The sequence below is a fragment of the Bowmanella pacifica genome (assembly GCF_014645355.1).
GTDB lineage: Bacteria > Pseudomonadota > Gammaproteobacteria > Enterobacterales > Alteromonadaceae > Bowmanella > Bowmanella pacifica.
Genome location: NZ_BMLS01000001.1, coordinates 1,293,515 through 1,311,290, shown reverse-complemented (window position 1 = coordinate 1,311,290; position 17,776 = coordinate 1,293,515). Strand labels below are relative to the sequence as shown.

The 17,776-nt window shown below is 50.7% G+C and carries 13 protein-coding genes and 1 riboswitch; of the genes, 7 read left to right on the top strand and 6 right to left on the bottom strand.

The window, feature by feature from the left end; translation table 11 throughout:
* Nucleotides 1-120 precede the first annotated feature (120 nt).
* Together ubiD and fre are read left to right on the top strand one after the other, a co-directional pair.
* Nucleotides 121-1,602 (top strand): 4-hydroxy-3-polyprenylbenzoate decarboxylase, encoded by a 1,482-nt coding sequence (ubiD, locus tag IEX02_RS05440; protein ID WP_188691289.1) that lies wholly within the window; start codon nt 121-123, stop codon nt 1,600-1,602.
* A 6-nt stretch (nt 1,603-1,608) separates the two neighbouring features.
* A complete protein-coding gene (gene fre, locus IEX02_RS05435) occupies nt 1,609-2,307 on the top strand; it encodes an NAD(P)H-flavin reductase (protein ID WP_188691286.1) in 699 nt (232 codons plus the stop codon).
* Nucleotides 2,308-2,364: 57 nt separating this feature from the next.
* Here fre and IEX02_RS05430 read toward each other — a convergent pair whose 3' ends face one another.
* The 4 genes from IEX02_RS05430 to ccoG form a co-directional block, all read right to left on the bottom strand.
* The gene (locus IEX02_RS05430) at nt 2,365-2,988 is read right to left on the bottom strand and encodes a thiol:disulfide interchange protein DsbA/DsbL (RefSeq protein WP_188691284.1); all 624 of its coding nucleotides are present in this window, start codon (nt 2,986-2,988) and stop codon (nt 2,365-2,367) included.
* A gap of 150 nt (nt 2,989-3,138) precedes the next feature.
* Nucleotides 3,139-5,058: a TonB-dependent receptor plug domain-containing protein gene (locus IEX02_RS05425; RefSeq protein WP_188691281.1), complete on the bottom strand. Its 1,920-nt coding sequence runs from the start codon at nt 5,056-5,058 to the stop codon at nt 3,139-3,141.
* Between the two features lie 55 nt (nt 5,059-5,113).
* Nucleotides 5,114-5,304, bottom strand: a riboswitch (cobalamin riboswitch).
* 67 nt (nt 5,305-5,371) lie between these two features.
* A complete protein-coding gene (locus IEX02_RS05420; RefSeq protein WP_188691278.1) occupies nt 5,372-6,343 on the bottom strand; it encodes a serine/threonine protein kinase in 972 nt (323 codons plus the stop codon).
* A 7-nt stretch (nt 6,344-6,350) separates the two neighbouring features.
* Nucleotides 6,351-7,772: a cytochrome c oxidase accessory protein CcoG gene (gene ccoG / locus IEX02_RS05415; protein ID WP_188691275.1), complete on the bottom strand. Its 1,422-nt coding sequence runs from the start codon at nt 7,770-7,772 to the stop codon at nt 6,351-6,353.
* 431 nt (nt 7,773-8,203) lie between these two features.
* Between ccoG and IEX02_RS05410 the strand changes: the two genes are divergently transcribed.
* Nucleotides 8,204-8,557 (top strand): hypothetical protein, encoded by a 354-nt coding sequence (locus IEX02_RS05410; protein ID WP_188691273.1) that lies wholly within the window; start codon nt 8,204-8,206, stop codon nt 8,555-8,557.
* On the opposite strand, the gene IEX02_RS05405 is transcribed toward IEX02_RS05410, so the two are convergent.
* Nucleotides 8,554-9,243 carry a TetR/AcrR family transcriptional regulator gene (locus IEX02_RS05405; protein WP_229702063.1) on the bottom strand — a complete coding sequence of 230 codons (690 nt, stop codon included), beginning with the start codon at nt 9,241-9,243 and terminating at the stop codon, nt 8,554-8,556. The genes IEX02_RS05410 and IEX02_RS05405 overlap by 4 nt on opposite strands.
* Before the next feature lie 82 nt (nt 9,244-9,325).
* On the opposite strand from IEX02_RS05405, the gene IEX02_RS05400 reads away from it, so the two are divergent.
* From IEX02_RS05400 to IEX02_RS05385, 4 genes are read left to right on the top strand one after another with little or no spacing between them, the layout of a single operon-like run.
* Complete coding sequence (locus tag IEX02_RS05400) at nt 9,326-10,525, top strand: efflux RND transporter periplasmic adaptor subunit (protein WP_188691270.1); 1,200 nt, start codon at nt 9,326-9,328, stop codon at nt 10,523-10,525.
* A 12-nt stretch (nt 10,526-10,537) separates the two neighbouring features.
* Complete coding sequence (locus IEX02_RS05395; RefSeq protein ID WP_188691268.1) at nt 10,538-13,711, top strand: efflux RND transporter permease subunit; 3,174 nt, start codon at nt 10,538-10,540, stop codon at nt 13,709-13,711.
* A gap of 22 nt (nt 13,712-13,733) precedes the next feature.
* Entirely contained in the window at nt 13,734-13,940 is a 207-nt protein-coding gene (locus IEX02_RS05390; protein ID WP_188691265.1) for a tautomerase family protein, read from the top strand.
* 46 nt (nt 13,941-13,986) lie between these two features.
* Nucleotides 13,987-14,655, top strand: a complete 669-nt coding sequence (locus IEX02_RS05385; protein WP_229702062.1) for a TetR family transcriptional regulator — start codon at nt 13,987-13,989, stop codon at nt 14,653-14,655.
* Between the two features lie 24 nt (nt 14,656-14,679).
* On the opposite strand, the gene IEX02_RS05380 is transcribed toward IEX02_RS05385, so the two are convergent.
* Nucleotides 14,680-17,775 carry an efflux RND transporter permease subunit gene (locus IEX02_RS05380; RefSeq protein WP_188691263.1) on the bottom strand — a complete coding sequence of 1,032 codons (3,096 nt, stop codon included), beginning with the start codon at nt 17,773-17,775 and terminating at the stop codon, nt 14,680-14,682.
* Nucleotide 17,776: the final 1 nt, after the last annotated feature.

The following is a 17,776-nucleotide window of genomic DNA, read 5'->3' as shown; positions in this document are numbered from 1 at the left end:
TCCCTTGTGAGCAAGTATAAACAGCGTACAACCCCTGGAAAAGAAAGATAAGCCGCCATAGCAGGATTCTCGTATGTATCTCAGGTATAATGGCTGGCAATTCAAATTTAGTTCAAGCACATGAAATACAAAGACTTACGAGATTTTATCGAACAGCTTGAAAAAGCCGGTGAACTCAAGCGCATTAGCATGGAGATTGACCCGGTGCTGGAGATGACCGAGATCGCAGACCGTACCTTGCGAGCCGGCGGTCCGGCTATCCTGTTTGAAAATCCTAAAGGCTTTACTATGCCGGTGCTAGCCAATTTGTTTGGTACGCCCAAGCGGGTGGCGATGGGGATGGGACAGGAGTCGGTAGAAAACCTGCGAGAAGTGGGCAAACTGCTGGCGTACCTAAAAGAACCGGATCCGCCAAAAGGTTTTAAGGAGCTTTGGGATAAGTTGCCGGTGTTTAAGCAAGTGCTGAATATGCCGGCCAAGGAGGTAAGCAAGGCGCCTTGTCAGGAAGTGGTGCTGAGCGGTGATCAGGTGGACCTTACCCAAATCCCTATTCAGACCTGCTGGCCTGAAGATGCCGCGCCTTTGATCACCTGGGGTCTTACCGTGACCCGTGGACCCCATAAAAAGCGCCAGAATCTGGGCATTTACCGTCAGCAATTGCTTGGCCCCAATAAAGTCATTATGCGCTGGTTGTCGCATCGCGGTGGCGCGCTGGATTTCCGGGAATGGTGTGAGCAGCATCCGGGGGAGAACTTCCCGGTCGCCGTCGCTTTAGGTGCGGATCCTGCCACCATACTGGGTGCGGTGACCCCGGTACCAGATACCCTTTCCGAATATGCGTTTGCTGGTCTGCTACGTGGTGACAAAACCGAAGTGGTGAAGTGTATCAGCAATGATCTGCAGGTACCGGCCAGTGCTGAAATTGTGCTGGAAGGCTATATTTCTCCAAATGAAACCGCGCCGGAGGGCCCTTATGGTGACCATACCGGTTATTACAATGAGGTGGATGACTTCCCGGTCTTTACTGTGACGCATATCACGCACCGTAAAAACCCTATCTATCATTCCACCTATACCGGTCGTCCACCCGATGAGCCGGCTATCCTTGGGGTGGCACTGAATGAAGTGTTTGTGCCGATACTGCAAAAGCAGTTCCCCGAAATTGTCGATTTTTACCTGCCGCCGGAGGGGTGTTCCTACCGTATGGCAGTGGTGACCATGAAGAAGCAGTATCCTGGTCATGCTAAGCGGGTGATGTTGGGGGTGTGGTCCTTCTTGCGCCAGTTTATGTATACCAAGTTTGTCATTATTTGTGATGACGATGTCAATGCCAGGGATTGGAATGACGTTATTTGGGCCATTACCACCAGGATGGATCCGGCCCGTGATACTACGCTGATTGAGAATACGCCCATCGACTATCTGGATTTTGCCTCACCGGTATCCGGTCTGGGGTCCAAGATGGGCATGGATGCCACCAATAAGTGGCCTGGAGAGACCGATAGAGAATGGGGACGTCCCATAGTGATGGATCCGGCCGTTAAACAGAGAATTGATAGTCTCTGGGATGAGCTGGGACTTGGCAATACACCACAAGATTGATGAGAAATGTCTGAATTTGAATGCAAAATTAAGCAGTTAGAATCCCTCACACCTTTTGTGTGGCGAATCCTACTTGAACCAACACAGCCTGTATCCTTTAAGGCCGGACAGTATGTCCGGGTGGTGATGGGAGAGACCGATAAACGCCCGTTCTCTATCGCCAATGGTGCGCAGGACAACGGTGTTATCGAGCTGCATGTGGGGGCGTCTGAACACAATCCCTGGGCGATGCAGGTGATTGAAAAGGTGCAGCAAGGTGGCAAGATCCTGCTGGATGGCCCGCACGGTAAAGCGCAACTGCGTGATGCGGAGCCTAAGCCCACTATTTTGATGGCGGGTGGAACGGGCTTTTCTTACACCTGGAGTATTTTGCAAACCCTATTAGCGGCGCCGCTGCGTGAGCCGGTATTTTTGTATTGGGGCACTAAAACCCAGGAAGACATGTACGCGCTGGACGTGCTACAGAAGCTCGCCGCTCAGCATGCCAAGCTCACTGTGGTGCCGGTATTGGAAAATCCACACGATGGTTGGCAAGGACGTTCCGGGCTTGTGCACCAGGCGGTGTTGGAAGACTTTATCAGCCTGGAGCCTTATCAGGTCTATGTGGCGGGGCGTTTTGAAATGGCCGGTGTGGCCAGGGATGCTTTCCATCAGCAAGGGCTGTTGTTGGATAATTTGTTTGGTGATGCTTACGAATTTATTTAACCGGCGCTGGCTGACAGCGCCCGTATAATTAAGGGACCAATATGGTCCCTTAATTTTTTACTTTTGTTTGGTAAGCCAGACTACCAGGTCAACCATTTCATCGGCACTCATACCGCGGACAAACTTGGCCTTGTATTTACCGTTAACAATAAAGCTCGGCACGCCAGTAACATGTTTGCGGTACTGGTCAATGGTCTTGTTGTTTTTGGCAACCAGGCTGTTAACGCCAAAGCTGGAACCCATTTTCTCAAACTCTGCCGCTTCCACGCCGTTGATAATGAAGATGTTCTCCAGGTCTTTCAGGGACGTGACAGGAGAGCGCTGTACATGAATGTAATTAAATATGGCTTTGTTAAGGGCATCTTCACGTTTAAGTGCACGGCCAATCATCATAGCTTTGGTGGCATCTTCCTGCGTGTCTTTTGACGCAAAGCCCATAAAGTTTACATGTACTTTTTCAAACTTTACGTCGTCACCCATCTTCTGCTTCATTTGTGCCACTAGAGGCTCAAAGGCATTACAGGCAGGACACCAGAAGGAGAAGAACTCCAGGATCTCGGCTTTTTCGGTGGCTTTGTCGTTAATCACTTCATAGTGCTCACCTTCTTTATACACTTCCTGAGCACAGGCTTGCAGAGGGAGCAAAAAGGCTAGCATCAGCAGGCTGAAAAGCTTTTTCATTGGCACAATCTCTTGTTGGAATTAGGAAACGGCAAAAAGGTTACCACAGCTTTATGCAAATGCCGACCGCCTCCTTGTCGTGCATACTGACCAGTCAGGTATGGTTCATTTTCACTGCGTATAAAAAAGGGGCGTTACCGCCCCTGTGACTTAGAACTGATAGCCGGCACTAAGATAAGCCGTGCGGCCTTGGCGCTGGTAGCCGACCACTTCTTCATAGTCATGATCGAAGAGGTTCTCGGCACGCAGTGCAAAAGTCCAGTGTTGGTCTGGTCTGAAGGTCAGTGATGCATTGACTATGGTGGCTGCACTCAGGCTAACCGGCACAGACTTGTAATCAATGGGTGAGAAGAAGTTGTCAACTCTGGTGCCCTGATAATTGGCCTGGACATAGATGTTGGCTTTGTTTTCCCAAAAGCCATAATTCAGGGTCAGGTTGGCCTGATGGCGAGCGCGGCGCACTTCAATCTGCTCTTTGGGAGGCTGATTAGCTGTCTGGTTAACCTCTTCGCTGGCATCCAGATAGCTGTAGCTTAGGTCGATGGACAGGTCTGCAAGGCTGCCGGACAGACTCCATTCAATGCCATCTTGGTTGCTCTTTGTATCTTTGTTGACGGCGGTATAGACATAGTTTGGCAACTCAGCATTACCATCTATCTCATTCTTTAGCTTGGAATGGAATAGATTAACACCGGTATGCCAGTCACTGAATATGGGCAATTCTATGCCAAGCTCTAAGCTTTTGGATTCTTCTGGAATCAAGCTGGGGTTGCCGACAAAGCTGCCAGGATAAAATCCAAACCTTTCAATAAAGGTTGGATTTTTTACTGCTTTACCCAGACTGGCGTAAAGTTTTGCGCTTTGCCAGAAAAGAAAACTGGCTCCCGCGCGATAGCTAAGGGCATTGTCAAAATTGTCACTGTTGTCGTGCCTTACACTGGCATTAAGGCTAAGGCTGTCTGAGGCCTTATGCGCAATGTCGGCCACCAGTGAGGTAATGTCATTTTCCTGATGTTGATTGGGGTCGTATGCGGCAGAGAAGGCAGTTCCTTTTTGGTTAAACTCTTCTTCCACGTGCTCTACAGCTAATGAAGCTCTGCTATCGTTGGCATAGTTGAAATCGTTCTGCCAAAACCATTTTTGCCTGTTGCTGTTATTCTCTCCGCCAAAGCTATCCACTGTAACAATTTCATTTTTGTTAAAGTGAAAGCCAATACGTTGTTGCCAGATGCTGTCTACAGGCTGGTAATGCCACTCAATCATTCCGCTTGAGGCCAGACTGTCACTATAATAGTCGGCGTCCGCAGGCAGGCCGGTGTTTTGGTCGCTGCCATCGAATTCATTGTAGGTATCCTGATGTCTAATCTGCGTGAGTAATTTCGAATACTCGGAAATATTCCATGTCAGTTTTGCTGAAAGCTCGTTGTTTCTGTAGCCATCGCGCTCGTTGCCTTGGGCAGAGATATTCTGACCAGCGGTAGAAAAGTGGCTGGCAGATAAGGCATAGGTAAAAGCATTGGCGGCGCCGCTGACGTTGGCGGCTACCTTGGCGCTACTGTCTTCGCCCACTTCAACACGAGCGCCACCTTTAGTTTGTTGGGTGCCTTGACGAGTAGTGATAGCTAATACCCCGCCTACCGCACCACTGCCCCACAAGGCGCTTTGAGGGCCGCGCAATAGCTCGATTTGCTCAACATTGTCCAGATTAACATGGGCAAAGTTAACTGCGCCGTCGTTGAGATTGTTAATCTCAACACCATCTACCAATACCAATACATGGTTGGCTTCACTGCCACGCAAACGAACCTGGGTTTGTGACCCTTTAACGCCATCCTGGCTGATGCTGACACCGGGCAGACCGCGTAGTAGATCGGACAAGCTGATAGCGCCGGAGTTTTCAATTTCTGCACGGTCAATAACGGAAACCGACGCGCTTAAACGTGACAGTTCTATCGGCTGGCGTGCGCCAATAACGCTGATGGTTTCAATATCATCCTGCGCGAAGGCCGCAGAAGTGCCGAACAGGCTGGCGAACACCGCCAACCCTAGTGTTGTGTGTTTGAATTGCATAGGTATGTGCCTAGGTTGGCGCTCCACCCGAGCGCGTGAATCCTGGTGACCAAAAGGTCGTGTTTGTATTGAGGCCGGTCTCCGGGCTGGCAAGTGCCAAAGTGGCAGCAGAATCGCCTTCCCATAGTAAAACTCTACAGTGGCATGATGATTCTGAGACTTGCGTACCGTTGCGGGGGCAGCGTCAGATGACTTCCCGTTTCACCTTTTGTTATTACAGAAGGCACCCCAATCGAGCGAGATTATAAAGTAAAGCTATAAAAAAACCAGTTGGAATCAACTGGTTTCGTGGGCCCACAGCAATGTGATTTGTCTAGGGAAGCAAGGATAGTGGTGGTTCCTGCAGCGCCGAATATTGCTCTTTTAGCGCTAATACCTGCTGTTCCCAGTATTTGTCGGTGGCAAACCAAGGGAAAGCCTGCGGAAAGGCCGGATCTTCCCAACGACGACTTAGCCAGGCCATATAGTGCACCATACGCATGGCACGCAGAGGTTCTATTAACGCCAGTTGCTTATGGTCAAAGTCGCTGAATTCTTCATAAGCGCCTACTAGGGTATCTAATTGTAATAGTTGCTGGGGACGATCTCCTGACAGCATCATCCACAGATCCTGAATTGCCGGGCCCATGCGGCAATCGTCCAGATCCACAAAGGTGGGACCATCTCGCCATAGGATGTTGCCGGGGTGGCAATCACCGTGCAGACGAATCTGGCTAGCTGGGCGATAAAGACCGGCAGCTTTGTCTATTACCATATCCATAATAGTGAATAAGGGCGTTTTCAGTGACTCAGGCACCAGCTTGCTATGTTGCAGTTCTTTGCGGGGTTCGAACAGGAAGCTTTGGGTGTCGATGCCGGGGCGCGATGCAAAGGGACGAGATTGCGCGACACCATGTAAGCGGCCGATAAAACGTCCCATCCATTCCAGTTGATCCAGGTTGTCTACCTCAAACTGGCGCCCACCTACTGAAGGAAACAAGGCAAAACTGTAGCCTTGATCATGGTGCAAGGTTTGGCCATTTAACTTCAGTGGTGCAGCAATGGGAATTTCCTGCTCCAGCAATTCTTCAGCAAAGTCATGCTCTTCCTGAATTTGCTCACTGGTCCAGCGATTGGGGCGGTAGAACTTGGCAACGTAGCGTGTGCGTTGTTCATCCATGAACTGGTAAACCCGGTTCTCGTAGCTGTTCAGGGCCAGCAGGCCTGAATCCACCCGGATGCCAGTGCTTTCAATGGCATCCAGGATCAGATCCGGGGTTAGACTATGGAAGCTGAAATCGGACATTAGGTTCCTATCGGTACAGGAATTTGGTCGGTGCGACCACACTCACTTCTTCATCATCCAGTGATTGTACCTTAATGTGAATTTCAACAATGCTACTTTCCAATTTATAAGGGTCAATGGCCACGCTGATGGGTTCTACATATACCTCACCGCCGTGCACCAGGAACTCGCGATTGCCGGTCAGTCGATGCCCTTCCAGACCTTCTACTGACAGAATGTAGCGGGCATCCTGTTGTGATTTGTTGAGAATTTTCAGTGTATAAACGTTTTCCACCAGACCGTCGTTGGTTTCACGATAAAGCTGGTTGCGGTCGCGGATAATATCTACGTCCAATGGCACCCGGGTGAACAAATCCAGGGCCAGGAAGGCGATCATGACCATCAGCACCACGGCATATCCCACCAGTTTGGGACGCACAATATGGGTATGTCCGCCTTTCATCTTGTGTTCAGTGGTGTAGCTGATCAGCCCTTTGGGGTAACCCATTTTGTCCATTACGCCGTTACAAGCGTCCACGCAGGCGCCACAGTTAATACACTCGTATTGCAGGCCGTTACGAATGTCTATGCCAGTGGGACAAACCTGGACACAGAGGTTGCAGTCAATACAGTCACCCACCCCCTCGGCTGCCAGGGCTTCGCGGCTGACTTTGCGACCACGCGGGCCGCGCTTTTCACCACGACCTTCATCATAGGTAACGGTGAAGGTGTCTTTGTCGAACATCACCGACTGGAAACGGGCGTAGGGGCAGATATGGGTACACATAATTTCCCGCATCCAACCTGCGTTGCCGTATGTACAGAAGGCGAAGAACCATACCCACAGACCAACCCAGAAACTGTTTTGCAGGGTGAAGAAGTCAATGAATAAGCTGTCAATTGGGGTGAAATAGCCCACAAAGGTAAGGGCGGTAAGCAGAGCGATAATAAGCCAGCATAAGTGCTTTAGGCTTTTTCGCCAGAATTTGTCAAAGTCCAGGGGACGCGCATCCAGCTTCATACGCTGGTGTCGGCTACCTTCGATTTTTTCCTCAAACCAAACATACATATAAGTCCAGGTTGTTTGTGGGCAGAGGAAGCCGCACCAGACCCGTCCGGCAAAGGTGGTGACAAAAAACAGCGCAAAGGCGCCGATAATAAAAATCCAGGCAAGTATCGTCAGATCTTGCGGCCAGAGTGTCAGGGCGAAAATGGTGAAACGTTGCTCGCCGATATCCAGCAGGATGGCTTGGTGGCCGTCATATCGAATCCAGGGCAATGCCACAAATAAGGCTAGAAAGAAGAAACCAAAATAGCGTCTAAAGGTTTCCAGAGGGCCTTGTACGGCTCGCACGTAAATTCGCTTGCGCGACGCATCTGCGCTTTCCTGCTCTGCTGGCTGATGAATTTTTACGGGAGTTACATCTTTTACGGGGATTCGTTCACTCATGGGTCCTGGTCTCTGGTAATGCACATTGAGGAATCTAACTGTTCCCTTATTTTGTATAGGGTAGCGCCACCTTATTGTTTGTTAAGCATATAAGTTAAGCGTTACTAAGCCACTCTTTGTTTATTTTTGAAGTTTCAAAAATTTCTGAAAATTATAAATTTTATTTATCATGGCGCAAGGTTATCTACCTCAGAATAAACCAGATTCTCCCCTGCTTTTGTTAAAATAACGTTAAGCCTCAATGGGTTGGAAAGTAGTACAGATTACCTATCGCCTTTTCCTATCCATTGGTTTGCTCTGGCCGTTAAGTTGATCTTAAGAATAGTAATGAATACTTATTGCTAGTTATTCCGGCGGATAAGCAAGTCATATGGGACTTTGCCTGTCTATAAGGTATGATTTTCAACGTACTTGACTATTGATGTAGCACAATGAAACGCACCTTTATCATTATTTTGGAAATTGCTTTACTGGTGGTCGTATTGCGCTCGTCTTTTGTGCAGTATTGGTTGGGAGATATTCAAGAAAGCCTGTCAAACTGGATGACTGAAATTGCACAAACGGCAGAGCGTCAGGAGTTAGCCGCGCTACGTGACAGGGTGCGTCCGAATATCGCGGCGATGAACGATTATCAAAAAGACTACGTTATGGACATGCTCTCCAGTCGTACCAAGATGGAGCATTTCCAACTTTATTATTGTATTAATAAAGACAAGAACCCCTTTGTGTATGGGGCTACCCTGCTTTACTTATGTTCTGAGATAGGGAGGACTAGCTTCGACTAGCCCTTTGATTGAATTGCGGTAAGGAAAAAGTCGCAGGTTTGCTTGATAAGACGCCCTGCTTCCTGCTCATTTAGCAACGGCTTCCAGCAAATGGCCTGATCCCAAAAGGCCATTTCTTTGATGGCGCCGTAAAACATCGCCGCGGCGAGTCCTGGCTCCAAGTTGCCAAGTGCCCCGGCTTTGCCTGCCTGGATAAACCAGTTATGCATGTCTTTCTCACAATCGCTGAACTTCTGATTCAGGCGAATGGCTTCTTTCTCTGAGCGCATCGACTCAATAATCACTATCTTACTTAAACGCAGATAGTGCTCATCGCATACCAGAGACAAGACTTTATGACTGAGTTCTTTAAGTTGCTCAGCAATAGGACGCTGTGGATCAAATGTCATCTTTTGTAAGGGTTCAACACGTTCCAGTAACAGACTGACTACCGCGTCTAGCAGATCCTCTTTACATGGATAATGTTTGTACAGTGTACGTTTGGATACACAAGCACGACTGGCAATGGCTTCCATGGTGGTTGCCATCATGCCCTTTTCACAAAACTCCCGAATGGCAGCACATAAAATATCATTGTGCTTCTCATCACTTCGACCCAAACTTAACTCCTCGGTCAGCAATTGCCGATACATTTTGAAACGAATAAAGCCGTAGCTAAAGTATACGAGATCGTGTACTTTATCCAAGTTATTATCTCAGTTGTTATTATCACATGGCCTTAAGCAATTTAAGGTTATTCGCTTCAGACTCTCTACTATCGGTGCTCCAATGGGTAAATACAAAAGGAATTTTTCTCTGCACGCCAAACTGGGTGCGGTATCTCTGACCACCTTGCTTTTTGCTTGTGGGCAGCAACCTCCTGCCGCCGAAGGTATGGGGGCAATGCAGCCCGCAGCGGTAGAGGTACGTACTATGCAAGCGCAAACGGTACCTTTTGCTATTGAGTTGCCCGCGACCTTATCCGGTTCTAAAGAGGTGGAAATTCGAGCCCGGGTAGCTGGCATCATCGAGTCACGGAATTTTGAAGAGGGTGACAAAGTAGAGCAAGGCCAGTCTTTGTTTACCTTGGATCTGAAGCCTTTTGATGTCGAGGTGGCGCGCACCCAAGCCGACCTGTTGGCCACCAAAGCACGTTTGGAAAGTGCTCGTCGTGACGTGAAGCGCCTGACGCCGCTGCGCAAGCAAAACAGTGTTTCTCAGCAGGACCTGGACAATGCTATCTCGGCTGAAGAAGTTGCCCTGGCGGATGTGAAAGCCGCAGAAGCCCGGTTGCAGGATGCCAAGCTCAGTCTGGAATATGCCAAAGTGGAATCGCCGGTGAACGGTATCGCTGGCCGTGAGCAGGTATCCGAAGGGACTTATGTGCCAGGCCCGGATGTACTGCTAACACAAGTTACCCAGTTAGATCCTATCCGCATTCGGTTTGGTTTATCAGAAAGAGAACAATTAGCCATGCGCAAGGATGTGGAGAGTGGCAAGTTAACCTTGCCTCAGGATGGCCATTGGCAGACGAGAATCAAGCTGCAGGATGGTTCTTTCTATGAGCATATAGGTGAGGTTAATTTCCGCGATGTACGGATTAATACCATGACAGGTACGTCCGAACTGCAGGCCATTGTGCCCAACCCTGATTTTAAGCTTCGCCCAGGGCAGTTTGTGCGTGTAGTACTGGAAGGCGCCAGTCGCGACAACGCCTTTGTGGTGCCTCAGCGTGCCGTATTAGATAGCGGTACTGGTAAATATGTCTACCTGTTTGCCAAGGGTGAACAAGGCAATATTGCGCAGCCTGCGCCAGTTGAAGTGGGGGAATGGGTACGCCTTCAGACGCCACAGGGTATCGAAAATGGCTGGGTGGTACATAAGGGTTTGAAGGGTGGCGACCAGGTGATTGTGGAGGGTATGGCGCATATTTTCTTCCCTGGTATGCCGGTGGTGTTGGCCGGACAGCCTTCATCTTCTGCTCAGTAACAGGGAGTTAGCATGTTTTCTCGTTACTTTATCGATAGGCCAATTTTTGCCTTCGTCATCTCTATTTTTGTGGTCTTGGCCGGACTCGCGGCCATGCGCAGCTTACCTATTGCCCAGTATCCCGAAATTTCGCCCCCTGTTGTACAGGTCATGGCGGTTTATCCCGGTGCGTCGGCCGAAGTGCTTGAGCAGACAGTGGCGACGCCGATTGAGAATGCCATTACCGGCGTAGAAGGCATGATGTATATGTCTTCCACCTCTACCAGCTCAGGCGTGACTACTATTATGGTGACCTTTGAGATAGGCACAGATCCGGATCAGGCGGCGGTTAACGTAAACAACCGTATCAAGCAGGTGGAAGCCAGATTGCCGGAAGAAACACGTCGCCAGGGTGTGGTGGTAGAAAAAGGCTCCTCCAGTTTCCTGCAGGTACATGCGTTTTACTCGCCCGATAGCAGCCGTGATTCGTTGTGGACATCCAACTATGTGACCTTGAACATTCTTGATCAGATCAAACGTATACCGGGTACCACCAATGTGCAGATATTTGGCGCCAAAGATTACGCCATGCGCATTTGGTTGCGGCCCGATGTGATGAGCCAGTTGGGGGTTACGGTTGAGGAAATTGCCGGGGCTATTCGCGAGCAGAACTCGCAATATGCCGCGGGTCGAATTGGCTCAACCCCAACCTCCAGTTCCCCGCAAGAGCTGGTTTATAGTGTGACTGCCCAGGGCCGTTTGAGTTCAGCGGAAGAGTTTGAGCAAATCCTTATTCGTTCTAACCCTGACGGTAGTGCGCTGCGCCTTAAAGATGTGGCGCGGGTTGAACTGGGCTCGAAAGACTATGATTTCGCCGGTCGTATTAATGGCAAAGATGCCGTACTGGTGGGGATCTTTTTGCAGCCAGGGGCCAATGCGCTGGATGTGGCCAAGGAAGTTAATGAAACCGTGGCGGCGCTTAAAAGTCGCTTTCCCGCTGGCTTAGAGCATGCTGTGCCTTACGATACGACCCGCTTTGTGGAAGTGTCCATCCGTGAGGTGCTTAAGACCCTGGTAGAAGCCATGATCCTGGTGTTCCTGGTGGTGTTCCTGTTCCTGCAAAACTGGCGGGCCACCTTGATCCCAACCCTGGCGGTGCCAGTGTCGTTGTTGGGTACCTTTGCCGGTTTGTATCTGCTGGGTTACTCCATCAATACCCTGACCTTATTTGGTATGGTGCTGTCCATAGGGATAGTGGTGGACGACGCTATCGTGGTACTGGAAAACGTCGAACGTATCATGCATGAAGAGCATCTCAATGCCAGGGATGCGGCAATTAAAGCCATGCATGAGGTAAGTGGGCCGGTGGTCGCCATCGTATTGGTACTTTGCAGTGTGTTCGTGCCTATCGCCTTCCTCGGCGGCTTAACCGGTGAGCTGTTCCGTCAGTTTGCCATCACTATTTCTATCTCGGTGTCCTTATCCGGTGTTGTAGCACTGACCATGACCCCCGCTCTGTGTGTGTTAATTTTGCGTGCCGAACACAAGAAAACCGCCGGTTTCTTCCAGTGGTTTAATGACTGGTTTCATCGCGTGACCAACCGATATGTTGGCGCGGTGAGCTTTTTTCTGCGTCGAGGCTTGCTGGGATTAACGTTGGTGGTGGGTATGATCGCCATTACCGGCGGTATGTGGAAAACCACTCCGGGCTCGCTGATTCCAGATGAAGATCAGGGTTTCTATATTTCCGCTATTTACCTGCCAGACGGTGCCTCTTTGCAGCGTACTGAAGAAGTGGTGGCCGAAGTTGTAGCAGCGGTGCAGTCAAATTCAGCCAATGCGAATGTGGTGGCTTTTACCGGCTTCGATTTTATTGGCGGTGGCTATAAAAACAGTGCGGCTACGCTCTTTGTTACCCAGAAGCATTGGGATGAACGGGATATCACCACGCCAGAGCTGGTGGGTGAGCTGTTTATGAAAACCGTCCATATCAAGGAAGCTTTGGTGTTGGCCTTTAACCCGCCTCCCATCTTTGGCCTAAGCAATACCGGCGGTTTTGAGTTCTATCTGCAAAATCGCGGCGACGGTGGTACAGAAAAACTGGTGCAAGCCATGCAAGCCATGCAGGGGGCTGCCCAGCAAAGTCCGATACTGGCCGGGGTACAAACCCTGTGGCGACCTAACACGCCACAGCTAAAGATTGATGTGGATCGTGAGCAGGCCCATGCCATGGGCGTGCCCATTGATGGGGCCTTTAATGCGCTGGCGGGAACTCTGGGTACGTATTACGTCAATGATTTCAACAAGTTTGGCCGGGCCTGGCAGGTACTGATGTCAGCCGATGCAGATTTTCGTATGTCACCAGAAGATATTGGTCGCATTTATGTGCGTAGTAGCCAAGGCGAGATGGTGCCTATCTCCGCCTTTGCCAATATTGAGTACAGTACCGGTCCTGACAGCTTAGATCGCTACAACAACTTGCCAGCTGTGAAGCTGATGGGGAATCCTGCCCCTGGCTACAGTTCCGGTCAGGCCATTGCAGAGATCGAGCGTATCGCGGCGCAGGTGTTGCCGCCGGATATCAGCTATGACTGGACGGGTTCCGCCTTCCAGGAAAAGCGTAGCTCGGGTACCACAGGATTGGCGTTGGGAATGGCCGCTATTATGGTGTTCCTGATTTTGGCTGCGCTTTATGAGCGCTGGTCATTGCCTTTGTCGGTAATGTTGGCCCTGCCCTTTGGCACCTTTGGCGCGCTGGTAGCGGTGTGGGTAGCCGGTTTGACCAATGATGTGTATTTCCAGATTGGTTTGGTTACCTTGTTGGGCTTGGCCGGGAAAAACGCCATTCTGATTGTCGAGTATGCGCTGATGAAACATCAGCAGGGCTGGAGTGCGGCGACTGCTGCACTTGAGGCGGCTCGTTTGAGGTTCAGACCTATCATTATGACCTCATTGGCCTTTATTCTCGGCGTAGTACCGTTAGCGTTCAGCTCAGGCGCCGGTGCTGGCGCCAGACACAGTGTGGGTACTGGGGTCATGGGCGGCATGCTGGCGGCCACTTTCCTGGCGGTGTTCTTCCTGCCGCTGTTCTTCTTCTGGTTAACCGAACGGAAGTTAACCGAGAAGCGCAGTCGTCAGGCTTTGTCAGATGAGATTGCCGAACGCCATAAAGCCGAACACGTGGACACAGATGAAGGGTTGGCTTAAGCCAACCCCAAAAGGATGCCCAATGCCCTATATCAATGTGCAGATCACTAAAGGGGCAACCCGCGAGCAGAAAGCCGAACTGGTTAAAGACTTTACTGCGTCTTTAGCCAGAGTACTGGGTAAGAAACCCGAACATACTCATATAGTGATTCAGGAAGTTGAAGAGCAGGACTGGGGTTATGCTGGCCTGCTCACCGACGACTGGAAGCGCCAGCAAGCAGAGGACTGATTCAGGTCAAGGATTGGTCTGTCATTTGCCTTTTCAGGGAGCAGATATGGTATTATTCACCTTACAAAACAAGAATAATACAGAGACCAGTACCATGGTAAGGCGTACCAAGGCCGATGCCGAAGCGACCCGCTGCACAATCCTGGATGCGGCGGAGCAGCTATTCTATGAACAGGGTGTGTCACGCACCACGCTGGAGAAAATCGCTCGCGCCGCTGGCGTGACCCGAGGGGCGATTTATTGGCACTTTACCGACAAGGCGGATTTGTTCAATGCCATGTTGGAGCGCATCCGGCTGCCTTTTCGGCAGATGCTTTCTGAACTCGACCATTCCACTGAAACAGATCCCTTTCTGCGTATTCGCGATGTGATGATCCGCTCCCTGGAAATTGTCGGACAGAGTGAGCAGCATCGGCGCGTACTGACGATAGTGTTTCATCGCTGTGAATATATCGACGAGCTTAACCCGGCAGTACGTCAGCAAGAGCATCTGAATAACGAAGTACATGACACTATGCAGCGTGCCTTCACCCGTGCCGCTAAGGTCGGCCTGTTGAATCCTGCTATTACGCCTGCATTGGCAGCCAGTGCCTTAAATGCTTATCTGGGGGGGCTGATTGCCAAATATTTGCTGCATCCTGAGCAATGTGATTTGGCAAACCATGCTGCGGAACTGATTGATGGATTATTGCTAGGATTAAAAAAGCCGGACTGAGTCCGGCTTTTTAGTTTGTGGCTTTTATGCCTTCTTTTTAACGAACAGCTTCTGCACAACCAGATAGAAAACCGGTACCAGGAAGATGGCCAGGAAGGTGGCCGACATCATACCGCCTAATACCCCCATACCTATGGCATTACGGCTAGCTGAGCCTGCTCCGCTACTGATTGCCAGTGGCAATACGCCCAAAGAGAAGGCCAGTGACGTCATAATGATCGGACGCAAACGCAGGCGTACCGCCTCCAGTATGGCTTTCATCAATGCCATACCCTGACCTTGCAGTTCCCGGGCAAACTCTACAATCAAGATGGCGTTTTTCGACGCCAGCCCCATGGTGGTCAACAGACCTACCTGGAAGTACACGTCATTTTGCAGACCCATCAGGAATGCCGCACTCAAGGCACCGATAATACCCAGGGGAACCACCATAATTACCGAGAAGGGAATGGCCCAGCTCTCATACAGCGCGGCCAGACACAGGAACACCACCAACACCGAAAGTGCATACAGTGCAGGTGCTTGCGACCCGGACAGTTTTTCCTGATACGAGGTGGCGGTCCACTCAAAGTCGATGCCTTTGGGTAGCTCACCGATCAGATGTTCCATCTTGGCCATGGCGTCACCTGAGCTGAAGCCGGGGGCGGCTTCGCCCTGAATTTCCATGGCAGATACACCGTTGTAACGCTCTAGACGTTGTGGTCCGTAAACCCAGCGGCTGGTGGCAAAGGAGGAGAAGGACACCATTTCTCCTTCATTGTTACGTACATACCAGTGCTGAAGGTCTTCTGGTGTCATCCTGAATTGAGCATCTGCCTGCACATAGACTTTTTTCACCCGGCCACGATCCACAAAGTCGTTTACATAAGTGGAACCCCAACCTATGGACAGAGTCTGGTTGACTTCAGACAAGGAAATACCCAGCGCCTGCGCTTTTAACTGGTCCACATCGATTTGCAGCTGCGGCGCATCTTCCATACCGTTAGGACGCACGGCAACCAAATCAGGCTGTTGAGCGGCCATGCCCAGCAGTTGGTTTCTGGCTTGCAACAAGGCTTCGTGGCCAAGTGCGCCGCGATCCTGCAGGAATAAGTTAAAGCCGCTGGCACTGCCTAGTTCAACAATAGGCGGCAGGTTAAAGGCAAAAATCTGGGCCTCTTTGATGGTGGAGAAGTACCCCATTGCCCGACCTATGGTGGCTTGCACGCTTTGGCTACTGTCACGCTCATCCCAATCGTTCAAGCGCACAAAGGCTAAACCAACGTTCTGACCTCGACCGGCAAAGCTGAAGCCTGACACGGTAAAGACCGAACGTACCGAGTCTTCCTGATGATAATATTCAGAGACCTTTTTCAGCACTTCTTCGGTACGCTCCTGGCTTGCTCCGGTGGGCAGTTGCACCATGGTCAGGAAGATACCCTGGTCTTCTTCCGGTAGGAAAGAAGACGGCAGGCGCATAAACATCACACCCATAATCACCACGATGGCCGCATATACCAACATAGAGCGTGTAGGACGGTTTAGCATCCCCCCCACCATACGTTGGTAACTTTGGTTGGAGCGATCAAAGCCACGGTTAAAGGCTCCGAAGAAGCCGCCTTTAGCGTGATGGTCACCCGTAATTGGCTTTAACATGGTGGCACACAATGCCGGGGTGAAGATCAATGCGACCAGCACCGACAAGACCATGGCTGACACTATGGTTATGGAGAACTGCTGATAGATTACCCCGGTTGCGCCGCCCATAAAGGCCATTGGCACAAACACGGCTGACAACACCAGGCCGATACCTATCAGGGCGCCAGTGATCTGGCCCATAGACTTACGGGTGGCTTCTACCGGGGATAAGCCTTCTTCGCTCATGACCCGTTCAACGTTTTCCACTACGACTATGGCGTCATCTACCAGCAGACCTATGGCCAGTACCATACCAAACATGGTGAGGGTGTTAATGGAGAAACCCAGTGCCGTCATAATGGCAAAGGTGCCCAGCAATACCACAGGTACCGCCAGAGTCGGGATAAGCGTGGCCCGTAGGTTTTGCAGGAACAGATACATCACAACGAACACCAGAATAATGGCTTCGAATAGCGTCTGTACCACAGAGCTGATAGAGATCTCTACGAAGGGGGTCGTGTCATAGGGTATTTCTATTTTCAGCCCATTGGGGAAATAGGGCTTAAGCTGATCCAGGGTGGCCCTGACTGCTTCGGCGGTATCCAGCGCGTTGGCACCGGTAGCCATCTCAATCGCAATACCCGTGGCTTCCATGCCATTGTAACGACCAATGACCGAGTAGTTCTCACCACCCAGCTCGACTTTAGCTACATCCCGCAGTTTTACCTGAGAACCGTCGGCATTAACACGCAGCAGAATGTCGCCGAATTCTTCGGGGCTGCTCAGGCGGCTTTGGGCCAGAATCGCAGCATTAAATTGCTGACCGGGTAACGCGGGGGCGCCACCTAGCTGACCGGCCGTCACCTGGTTGTTCTGCACGCGGATAGCCGCTGTTACATCGGTGGGCGTGAGCTTGTACTGGTTGAGTTTGTTGGCATCCAGCCAGACGCGCATGGCGTATTGGCTGCCGAAGACAGTGACGTTACCTACTCCAGGGGTACGGCTGACCGGGTCTTTTACGTTGGACACCACGAAATCGGCTATATCATCACGCTTCATGCTGCCGTCTTCGGAGATAAAGCCGATGACCATCAGGAAGCTGCCGTTTGACTTAGCAACAGAAACCCCCTGTTGCTGCACTTCCTGAGGAAGCAATGGAATAGCACGTTGCAGTTTGTTCTGTACCTGAACCTGCGCAATATCCGGGTCGGTACCTGTCTCGAAGGTCAGGGTAACGGTCACGTTGCCCACAGAATCGCTTTGCGCGGACATATACATCAGGTTGTCCAGGCCATTCATTGACTGCTCAATAACCTGCGTCACTGCGTCTTCGGCGGTTTTAGCCGATGCACCAGGATAACTGGCGTTGATGGTTACCGCGGGCGGTGCGATCTTAGGGTATTGCTCAACCGGCAACTGCTTAATGGAGAGTAACCCCATCAGCATAATGACGATGGCAATTACCCAGGCAAAGATCGGCCTGTTGATAAAGAAATTTGCCATT